The sequence below is a fragment of the Streptomyces sp. BR123 genome (assembly GCF_013401435.1).
Lineage (GTDB): Bacteria > Actinomycetota > Actinomycetes > Streptomycetales > Streptomycetaceae > Streptomyces.
This window is the reverse complement of the sequence record NZ_JACBGN010000018.1, coordinates 42,877-51,727: the sequence shown is the minus strand read 5'-3', so window position 1 is coordinate 51,727 and position 8,851 is coordinate 42,877. Positions and strand designations below refer to the sequence as shown.

General features: G+C 71.7%; 9 protein-coding genes and 1 pseudogene. 3 read left to right on the top strand and 7 right to left on the bottom strand.

Annotated features, from left to right (window positions below):
- Positions 1–475: pseudogene (locus HYE82_RS37705) on the top strand (septal ring lytic transglycosylase RlpA family protein); the annotation flags it as partial.
- 293 nt (positions 476–768) lie between these two features.
- On the opposite strand, the gene HYE82_RS05200 reads toward HYE82_RS37705, so the two are convergent.
- Both HYE82_RS05200 and HYE82_RS05195 read right to left on the bottom strand, forming a co-directional pair.
- Positions 769–1,413, bottom strand: coding sequence for a GAP family protein (locus HYE82_RS05200; RefSeq protein WP_179172729.1), 645 nt, complete (start codon positions 1,411–1,413; stop codon positions 769–771).
- Positions 1,414–1,662: 249 nt separating this feature from the next.
- Positions 1,663–2,688, bottom strand: coding sequence for a hypothetical protein (locus tag HYE82_RS05195; protein ID WP_179172724.1), 1,026 nt, complete (start codon positions 2,686–2,688; stop codon positions 1,663–1,665).
- Between the two features lie 265 nt (positions 2,689–2,953).
- On the opposite strand from HYE82_RS05195, the gene HYE82_RS05190 reads away from it, so the two are divergent.
- The gene (locus tag HYE82_RS05190; protein WP_179172723.1) at positions 2,954–3,727 is read left to right on the top strand and encodes a maleylpyruvate isomerase family mycothiol-dependent enzyme; all 774 of its coding nucleotides are present in this window, start codon (positions 2,954–2,956) and stop codon (positions 3,725–3,727) included.
- A 155-nt stretch (positions 3,728–3,882) separates the two neighbouring features.
- Here HYE82_RS05190 and HYE82_RS05185 read toward each other — a convergent pair whose 3' ends face one another.
- The gene (locus HYE82_RS05185) at positions 3,883–4,854 is read right to left on the bottom strand and encodes a GlxA family transcriptional regulator (protein WP_179172722.1); all 972 of its coding nucleotides are present in this window, start codon (positions 4,852–4,854) and stop codon (positions 3,883–3,885) included.
- A 74-nt stretch (positions 4,855–4,928) separates the two neighbouring features.
- On the opposite strand from HYE82_RS05185, the gene HYE82_RS05180 reads away from it, so the two are divergent.
- Positions 4,929–5,516, top strand: a complete 588-nt coding sequence (locus HYE82_RS05180; RefSeq protein WP_179172721.1) for a cysteine hydrolase family protein — start codon at positions 4,929–4,931, stop codon at positions 5,514–5,516.
- A gap of 52 nt (positions 5,517–5,568) precedes the next feature.
- On the opposite strand, the gene HYE82_RS05175 is transcribed toward HYE82_RS05180, so the two are convergent.
- The 4 genes from HYE82_RS05175 to HYE82_RS05160 form a co-directional block, all read right to left on the bottom strand.
- Entirely contained in the window at positions 5,569–6,123 is a 555-nt protein-coding gene (locus HYE82_RS05175) for a DUF2690 domain-containing protein (RefSeq protein ID WP_179172720.1), read from the bottom strand.
- Between the two features lie 96 nt (positions 6,124–6,219).
- Positions 6,220–6,444 (bottom strand): hypothetical protein, encoded by a 225-nt coding sequence (locus tag HYE82_RS05170; RefSeq protein ID WP_179172719.1) that lies wholly within the window; start codon positions 6,442–6,444, stop codon positions 6,220–6,222.
- Positions 6,445–6,879: 435 nt separating this feature from the next.
- Positions 6,880–7,992 (bottom strand): ABC transporter substrate-binding protein, encoded by a 1,113-nt coding sequence (locus tag HYE82_RS05165; protein ID WP_179172718.1) that lies wholly within the window; start codon positions 7,990–7,992, stop codon positions 6,880–6,882.
- A gap of 271 nt (positions 7,993–8,263) precedes the next feature.
- Entirely contained in the window at positions 8,264–8,704 is a 441-nt protein-coding gene (locus HYE82_RS05160; protein ID WP_179172717.1) for an ArsI/CadI family heavy metal resistance metalloenzyme, read from the bottom strand.
- Between the last annotated feature and the right edge of the window lie 147 nt (positions 8,705–8,851).

The window sequence follows — 8,851 nt, the reverse complement described above, 5'->3', positions numbered from 1 at the left end:
CGACAACGGTCGTGCGACGACGGTGACGGTGACCGGTCCGTCGGGCAGTTGCGCCCTGCTGAACAACGCGGCCTTCGAGCAGGTGCGGGAGCCGGGCAAGAACCTGATCCGCCGGGCGCGCATCGAAAAGGTGGCCGGTGGCGGTAACACGCAGGCCGGTGCGTCCGGTGCGTCCGGTGCGTCCGGTGCGTCCGGTGCGGCGGGTGGGCAGGTGCCTCCGGCCGCTGGGGAGGTGGTGTGTCCGGGGTCGACGGTGACGTTGTCGGGTGAGGCGGGTGCGCCGGCGGCGAGCAGTGGGACGTTCCCGGTGGGGACGAAGCTGAAGGTGACGAACCTCGACAACGGTCGTGCGACGACGGTGACGGTGACCGGTCCGTCGGGCAGTTGCGCCCTGCTGAACAACGCGGCCTTCGAGCAGGTGCGGGAGCCGGGCAAGAACCTGATCCGCCGGGCGCGCATCGAACGCGTGAGCTGATCGGTCGGGGTCGGTTCGGGACATCGTGGGACGCCACGGCGGGGCACGGGGGCACAGGGCACGCGCCGTCCCCGCCGTGGCGTCGGTCCCCTCCCGCAGCCCGCCGGCCGCACGCTGCGGCCGGCGGCCTGCGGGCGGACCCTGCGGCGGCTGCTCCCAGCCCACATCGTCGTGGTGCTCCGGCTCGCAGATCCACTCCGCCCAGTCGAGGCCGAGGGTTTCGGCCAGCCGCTCCGGCGCCGTTGCGGTGCGTCCGTGGGCGACGAGCTCGCCTTCGCCGTGTCGGTGGGCCGTCAGGCGACGAGTGCGTAAATGCTGCTGGCGGTCAGCCAGAGTCCCGCCAGCAGCGAGAGGGTGATGAGCAGCTGCTCCTGGTGCTGCTCGAGCCAGGTCCGCAGGGCGGTCAGCCGGGCCGTCGCGGCGCGCGGTGCCCACACGGTGTACAGCTCCATGATCAGGAGGCTGAGGGTGGCCAGCAGGCAGTAGCCGGTCAGGGCGAGCCAGTCGGAGAGGGTGGAGAGGTCGGCATCGACGACCGTGGCGGCGCCGGCGGCGACCAGGGCCCACGGCTGGAGCAGCCAGGCGAGTGCCGCGGCGGTGCCGAGGGAGGCGTTGTCGATGCGGCCCGTCCAGCTCGGTGGCCGGTACGGGCGGGGCAGCCCCCGGAGCCGGTAGCTGCCGAAGAGCACCAGGCCGACACCGATCGCGAGTTTGGCGGCGACCGCGGCAGTAGACGGTGTGCTGTGGTGGATGGGCGGCGTCCCGCCGGTCAGCAGCACCACCAGCGCGACCACCATGACCAGGTCGGCCAGCCAGGACAACAGGAAGGCGAGGCCCTTGCGGACGCCGCGGCGCGACGCGAGCAGCAGGATGAAGGCGCTGTTGTGCAGCGGTCCGAGGGTGATGGCCGTGCCGATCACGATCAGGTCGACGACCATTGACACAGCCGCTCCCGGAGGTCAAGGCCGCCCGGTGTACCCGGACGGGCGTTCTGCGCGCGGCGTGCCCGGCAGGCAGGGACGCCGGTGCCCGCGCGGCTCCGCATCCCGACTGTGCGGCCCGTGGCCCGGCAGGTCAAGCGGGCCACGCCGGTGCCCCCGAACGCCTCCGCCCTTCCACGGACAACGCCAGGCGGTGAAGGCCGCCGCCGTCGAGATCGCCGAGCGCGGCATCGGAGTGATCCTGACCTACAGCAGCAACCGCCAGGGCGCCCTGGACGCCGGGGCCGCGATCGAGAAGGCGGGTGGCGCCGGTGCCGGGTAGTCCAGCCGGCCGAGCGGACGCAGCGTGTCGGCGTTCAGCAGCCAGTGCCGGGTCTCAGGAGCCCCACCCCCCGGGTACACCCGGCCAGGGACCAGCACGTGGTGCCCGTCCAGGACCTCGGCGGAGAAGAACTCGTCGTTCTCCGGGTCGACGGCCAGCTCCGCCAGGTCGAGCAGCGCCGTCTGCTCCCCGGAGCCGAGGTCGTACGCCGCCAGCTCGTCGCGGTCGTCGTCGGGGAACACGTGCTCGGCGTACCGCTGGGTCAGTACCCGGGAGCCGGGGAGAAAACCCGTCAACGCCCGCATCCACGCGCCGCCGAGGATCCGCATGCCGTCGGCGTGCTGCTCGGCCCACCAGGTCGACCAGCTCTGCCAGGCGGTCCAGCAGGACACCATCAAGGCGCCGCCGTCCGGATGCCAGGACTGCACCGCTGCCGACGCCAGCGAACGCAGCTGCCGCCGACCGAGCACCTCGCCGGTCGCAGCGTCCAAGAGCAGCAGGTCGTCCCAGGTGTAGTTCCGGTCCGGCTCCAGGTCGTACACCAGGGCCGCCTTCTCCCTGTCGGGCTCCAGCACCGGCACGACGACGCTCACCAGCCGCCCGTCCGGGCTGACGGCCGGGGTGGAGTGCGCCCGGGCGGTGCCGTGCCACGGGGCGTGGGGAAGTTCCCAGCGCGGGCCGCCGGCGGGGCCCAGCGCCCGTACCGACGCCACTCCGGCCACCACGAATCCGCCGTCGGGCGTCGGGACCGCCCGCTCCTGCTCCTGCGTCCGCAAGGCCGCGGTCGCGCCCCCTGCCTTGCCTGCGAGGAAGTCCTCGCGGTCGTGGACCTCCACCAGCCCGGGCGTACGGACGAGGAGCCGCCCTCCGGCGATCGCCTCGACCGTGCCCTGCGCTCGCGTCGTGCCGAGCGGCACCACTTCGATCCGTTCATCCCCCGTCGTGTTCATGGCGTGCATGCTCGCAAGAGCCGCGCGGGCTCCGCCCACCGTTTCCACGGCTGGTGCTCCCCGTCGGCCGGACTCCGCCGCCCGCTCGTGCCGGTCGGCGCGGTGGCTTGGTGATCACGGAAGCGCGGGCGGTCGCAACCTCCCGCGCTGAGGCGGGGGCGGAAGTTGACATCCTCGCCGCCCGCGAATTACCGTCCCATTTATTTAAGAACCTCAATCATCCAACCCCTTAAGCAACTGCGGTACCGCCAGAGGAAGGGCACACATGACCCCCGCCCAGCACGGAGCGGCCGTCGCGGCCGAGACTGCCGCATTCGTCGCCGCGGTCACGGCGAGCGACCTCTCCACCCCGGTGCCGACCTGCCCCGGCTGGACGCTGGCCGACGTTGCGCAGCACGTCGGCAGCGTGCAGCGCTGGTTCAGCGAACTGCTTCGGCAGCGCATCCAGCAGCCGCCGACCAGCCGCGAGGTGGACCTGCGCCTGCCGGAGCGCGCCGGCGATCTCCCGGACTGGCTGACCGCCGGCGCTGCGGAGGCCGCCGAGGTGTTCGCCGCCACCGATCCGGACGCGCCGATGTGGGCATGGGGGGTCGACCAGCACGCCCGGTTCTGGGTCCGGCGCATGCTCTTCGAGACCCTCGTCCACCGGGCCGATGCCGAAATCGCACTGGGGCTCTCACCGCGCATCAATCACGCGATGGCGGTCGACGGCATCGACGAGTTCCTCACCAACCTGCCGTTCGCATCCTCCTTCGCGCCGCTGACCGCCCAACTGCGCGCCCCCGACAGGACCATTCGCTTCAGCTGCACCGACGGCGATGGCGAAGGCGACGGCGACTGGCTGGTCGGCTTGCGCCCCGACGGTTTCGCCTTGGTGGCCGACCGAGCCCCGTCGCGCACGGCAGACGCCACGGTCCAGGGAACGGCTTCGGACCTCCTGCTGCTGCTCTACGGTCGCGGGGACCGCCGAAGTGACGCCTTCCGGCTGCTCGGCGACCCGGATCTGCTCGATCACTGGTTCGCCCATTCCGCGTTCTGAACCCGGCTGTCCTCGCCTGTCACATCGCCTGAAACCGAAAGCCCTCGCCCCCGGGAGCGTCTTGTCAGCCATGGGCGCGTTCCTGGAGCGGGCGGAGCGGGCAGCCGGCGTCCGCCGCGACACGCTCGGCCGACGCGCTCCTGTGCCGGGGGCGGCTATTCGGCGAACGAGGTGCGGTAGGCGCGCGGGCTGGTCGCCAGGCGGGATGCGAAGTGCTGGCGCATGGTGACCTCGCTGCCGAAGCCGGACCGGCGGGCGATTTCGGGCATGGGCAGATCGGTGCGTTCGAGGAGCTTCTGGGCTGCTGCGATGCGGCGGTCCACAAGCCAGCGCAGCGGGGTGGTTCCGGTGGCCGCCGCGAAGTGGCGGGCGAAGGAACGCGGCGACATACCGGCGCGGGCGGCGAGCGAGGAAACGGTGAGCGGCTCGTGGAGGTGTGCCAGGGCAAAGGCGCGTACCTCGGCCAGCGCGTCCGCGTCGCGGCTGGCGTGCGCGGTGGGGTGTTCGACGAACTGGGCCTGGCCGCCGGTCCGGAACGGTGCGGTGACCATGGAGCGGGCGATGGTCGCGGCTGCTTCCGCGCCGTGGGCGGTGCGCACCAGGTGCAGACACAGATCGATGCCGGCGGCCGTTCCGGCGGAGGTCCACAGGTTGCCGTCCTCGATGAACAGGGCGTCCGGCTCGACCCGCACCCGTGGGTGCCTGGCCCGCAGCAGATCGGTCAGCGCCCAGTGGGTCAGCGCCCGGCGGCCGTCGAGGAGCCCGGCCTGCGCGAGTGTGAACGCGCCGCCGCAGAGCGCGGCGATGGTGGTGCCGCGGGCGTGGGCCCGGCGCAGCGCCGCGAGGACCGGTGCGGGCGCCGGGGTGACATGGTCGTCCAGCCCCGGCACCAGGATCAGCTCGGCGCGGGGCAGCCAGGCGAGGGTGCGGTCCGGTGCCAGTGCCAGCCCGCCGCGCATCGGTACCGGCTCCGGGTTCGCAGCCACCCGACGCAGCTCGAACGCGGGCACCCCGCGGTCGGTGCGGTCCGCGCCCCACACCTCCGTGATCACCGAGACGTCGAAGGCCCGGATGCCGGGGAAGGCGAGGAGGGCGATGCGGTGGGCGGCCGGTGCCGTTCGGATCATCCTGGCAGTAAACCATCGATCGCCGTCTTTTCGCCTCCTGTGAGCGGCTCGGCCAGGGCGGCAGGATGAGGGGCATGGAGATCACACAGAACGCGGCACTGGTCGTGGTGGACGTGCAGAAGGGCTTCGACGAGTCGGAGTTCTGGGGACCGCGCAACAACCCGGCCGCCGACGGGAACATCGCCTCGCTCATCGCGGCCTGGCAGGACACGGACCGGCCGGTCGTCTTCGTACGGCACGACTCGAACACGCCCGGCTCGCCGCTGCGGACGGGGTGCGAGGGGAACGACTTCAAGGAGTACGTCGAGGAAAGGCGCGGCAGGGGCCGCGGGCCGGAGCTGCTCGTCACCAAATCGGTGAACTCGGCGTTCTACGGCACCCCCGACCTCGACGACTGGTTCAAGAAGGCGGCGATCAGCCAGGTGGTGCTGGTCGGCATCCAGACCAACATGTGTGTGGAGACCACCGCCCGCATGGGCGGAAACCTCGGCTACGACGTGCTGGTCGCCCTCGACGCCACCCACACCTTCGACCTGACCGGCCCGAACGGCTGGCACCTGAAGGCCGACGACCTGACCCGCGCGAGCGCCGTCTCACTGCACGGCGGCGGCTTCGCCCGGGTGGTGACGACCGGCGAGCTGGTGGCCGCCGTCCACTCCTGACACCCCGGCCGGCCACGGGAGCGGCCCTGGCGGATCGTGTCGACAGCACACGTCACCGCCAGGCCGTGGCCTCGGTGGCGTGCACACAGTAGGTCGCGTACGTGCTCTTGCCGCCCGCTTTCGGAATCGCGCAGGCGGTGATCTGAAAGTCGCCATCCGGAACGGCGACCATGTGGGTGAACTGGTCATCCCCGTACTCGACCTCTGAGGTCCTTTTCGTTCCGCCGGCGACCTTCACCGTGACCAGGTCTCCGGGGTTTCCCCGTTCGATCCTCGCCCAGGCAGCCTTGCAGTCCTCGCTGCGCCGAATCTGGAGGAGCGCAGGGTTGTTGATCTCGGGTTTGAACGTCCGGGCGTCTTCTCCGCAGCCCTGGTTCTGGGGGTTCTTGCCGTCGCAGGCTTTGCCGGGGCAGGTCGGCTCATCGAGCAGGGCCTTCATCAGATGATCCCCGAGCGGGGTCACGAAGGCTGCCAGCACTGCGCCGACCATGGCGACAACCAAGGCCAACGCAGTAGCCCCGGCGAACCAGGGGCGCCTGGCGGCGGGAGCCTGTGGCGGCCGGGCCGGGGGCTCCGCAGTGTCGCCGTCGGTGTCACTCGTGGTCATGGACGCACAGGTTGCTCACGCCTCGTGCCGGAAGCAAGGCGCACGCGCGGGGGCACGGAGACCATCGTGTTCCCCGTGCGTGCGCCCACGAGTCGGTCAGCCGCCGCCTCTGTGGAGGAAGAGGAGGAGGTCGTTCGCCTGGGCGGGGGTCAGGTCGACCGGAACGTCCCGGGGAGCCGGTTTCCCGCCGGCAATGGCGAGGAGGCAGGCCTCGGCTTGTTCGGGTGGGACGCTGTCGAGGATCTCGTTGATCAGTTTCATCATCTCTTCGTCAGAGAGTGATTCAGGGTCGTTGAGATGCTCCGGCTTCTTTCTGTCCATTTCCGGCCTCATCGCGTAGTCATGGGATCGAACTTGCTTGCCCTTGCGGCAGGTGTTCGCCCGGGTCACCGTTGGACCGGCGAGTGCCCCCGTGCCGCAGTGAGCGCCCCTTGGCGCTGCGCACCAGGGGCCGCCTGTCCGCCGCGACGGCACGGATGGTCCGGGTGGTGATGCTGAGCCGGCCGTGTCGGTGCGGCGTGCCGGGGCGGGCTGCGTCCGGGTTCCACCATGGCGAAACGGTACGCCGGAGTCGCTGCGACCCGCTCGCCTGCCATGCGAACGAGCGAGCCCCGATGCAGCATGCTCCGACCCCGTGGCCGGCCCTGTGTGCGAGCCCCGGCGACGGCGGGGGAGGAGGCTTCCGAGGCAGCGGCGGATTCGCCTGTGGGGGGCGAGTCCGCCAGGCAGCGGAAGGCCTCGGGCTTCCGTGGTCCTTCAGCCGGTGTGGAGGATGCGGAAGCGGCCGGGTTCCGCCGGGTCCCGATCGACGACCTGGATGTCCGGCCACGCCCATTGCCACACACTGATGCCCGGCGTACGGGAGAACCGGATCGGTCCGCGCGTGCCCTCGACGGCCGCGCGTGGCCATGACCCGGCGATGGCCGCCCGGTCCGTGCCATGGGCACGCAGCACGTCGGCGAGCACGGCGATGGCGTCCCAGCCCTCGAAGGCGACGAAGGAGGGTGCTTCGCCCAGCCGCTCGCGAAGCTCCTTCCCGACGCGTTCGCCGAGTGGGCCGAGGCGCTCGGGCAGGTAGCGCAGGAACGGGATCCCGGCGCCGTCCCCGCCCAGCGCCGCGGCCCATTCGGCGAACTCCGGTTGTCCGGCCGGGGCGCCCATCAGGATCTCCGCGAGCCGCCGGTCGCCGCGGACGGCCTTCACGATCGGTACCGCGGGCTCCGGATGGCCGACCAGGAGGAGGAGCGCCGTCGCACCGTGGTCGACGAGCGCGTCACACAGGGCTGCGGGGGCGAGTGCGTTCGTGTCGAGTTCGATGACGGTGCCGCCGCGGGGAGCGAAGTGGTCACGCAGGACGCGGATTCCCGACGCCCAGTAGACGCTCGGCTGGGTCGCCACGGCGATCCGCCGCCGGCCCGACCCGAGCAGGAAGTCCGCGTAGATCCGCCAGCCGCGGGACTGGGGCGGTGCCAGACGCGCGACGCAGTCCGTCGGCTGTTCGGTGAGCGCATCGAGCACTGCGGAGGAGCAGAGGAACGGCAGGCCGAGGGCGTCGGCCCGGGCGGCTGCGGCGCGGGCGACGACGCTGTGGTACTCGCCCACCACGGCGGCCACACCCAGGCCGGCCAGTTCGTCCACGGCCGCCGCAGCCCGCTCCGGGTCGGCCGCGGTGTCCCGGACCAGCAACTCCAGCGGTCTTCCGCCGATCCCGCCGGCGTCGTTGACCTCGCCTACGGCCAGGTCGAGGCCTGCGAGCAGGTGCCGGCCCGCCTCGACCCAGCCGGGCCGCGTCAGCGGGACGAAGGCGCCGATCCGGACGGCCGACCCGCCGGTCCGCTCGGATCCGGACGGCGATGGAGGTGTGTTCATCAGGCGGCGTCTCCCTCAGACGATGCGGTCGTGTCCCACCCGGATCGCGCGGTGGCCGGGCCCGGCGGTTCGCTTTCCTCACCTCCCGCCGTCACGGGCGCGCCCGGATGATCATGCCGGTCATTGGATCCACCGCCATCGCCGACGGGCAACCGATATTTGATTCGCCGAGCTGCCGGGCTCCATCGTCATCGGTGGTCGGCGGGATCCGGCCCGCGGATCGGCAGGGACCCTCGTATGCCGAATCCGCCGCCCGCCCACCCCGTTGGCATCAGCTGCCGCAGGCGCAGCCGGCGGTGGTGCCGCAGCAGGCCTCCGGGGTGTCGGCGGCCTTGGCGAGGGTGTCGGCGTCGGCCTTGACCACGTAGACCTCCCAGGGTTCCCTGCCCGGGCCGTGGACCCAGACCTTGTCCTGGAGGGCGTAGCAGCAGGAGGTGTCGTTCTCCTCGAAGGTGGCCAGGCCGGCGCCCTTGAGGCGGGTGGCGGCCGCGGCGACTCGGTCGGTGCTCTGAACCTCGACGCCGAGGTGGTCCAGGCGGGTTTCCTCGCCGGCCTCGCCCTCGATGAGGACGAGCTTGAGCGGGGGCTCGGCGATGGCGAAGTTCGCGTAGCCGGGGCGGCGCTTGGCCGGCTCGGTGCCGAACAGCTTCGTGTAGAAGGCGACGGATCCTTCGAGGTCGGCGACGCGCAGGGCGAGCTGGACACGGGACATGGCGGTCTCCCAATCCGAGATCTTGTTTCGACGGATGTCGATATAGGAAGCCTGCCTCATGGATAGATGACTGTCAATATAGGCGTGTGTCTCATTCGGAGCCGGGTCGTCCTCGGGCAGGACGACGCCGTGGTGTGCTGCTGGCCG

Bases quoted from the DNA above. Each gene is read 5' to 3' on its own strand.
- HYE82_RS05200 (WP_179172729.1), bottom strand. From the start codon at position 1,413: ATGGTCGTCGACCTGATCGTGATCGGCACGGCCATCACCCTCGGACCG.
- HYE82_RS05195 (WP_179172724.1), bottom strand. From the start codon at position 2,688: ATGAACACGACGGGGGATGAACGGATCGAAGTGGTGCCGCTCGGCACG.
- HYE82_RS05190 (WP_179172723.1), top strand. From the start codon at position 2,954: ATGACCCCCGCCCAGCACGGAGCGGCCGTCGCGGCCGAGACTGCCGCA.
- HYE82_RS05185 (WP_179172722.1), bottom strand. From the start codon at position 4,854: ATGATCCGAACGGCACCGGCCGCCCACCGCATCGCCCTCCTCGCCTTC.
- HYE82_RS05180 (WP_179172721.1), top strand. From the start codon at position 4,929: ATGGAGATCACACAGAACGCGGCACTGGTCGTGGTGGACGTGCAGAAG.
- HYE82_RS05175 (WP_179172720.1), bottom strand. From the start codon at position 6,123: ATGACCACGAGTGACACCGACGGCGACACTGCGGAGCCCCCGGCCCGG.
- HYE82_RS05170 (WP_179172719.1), bottom strand. From the start codon at position 6,444: ATGGACAGAAAGAAGCCGGAGCATCTCAACGACCCTGAATCACTCTCT.
- HYE82_RS05165 (WP_179172718.1), bottom strand. From the start codon at position 7,992: ATGAACACACCTCCATCGCCGTCCGGATCCGAGCGGACCGGCGGGTCG.
- HYE82_RS05160 (WP_179172717.1), bottom strand. From the start codon at position 8,704: ATGTCCCGTGTCCAGCTCGCCCTGCGCGTCGCCGACCTCGAAGGATCC.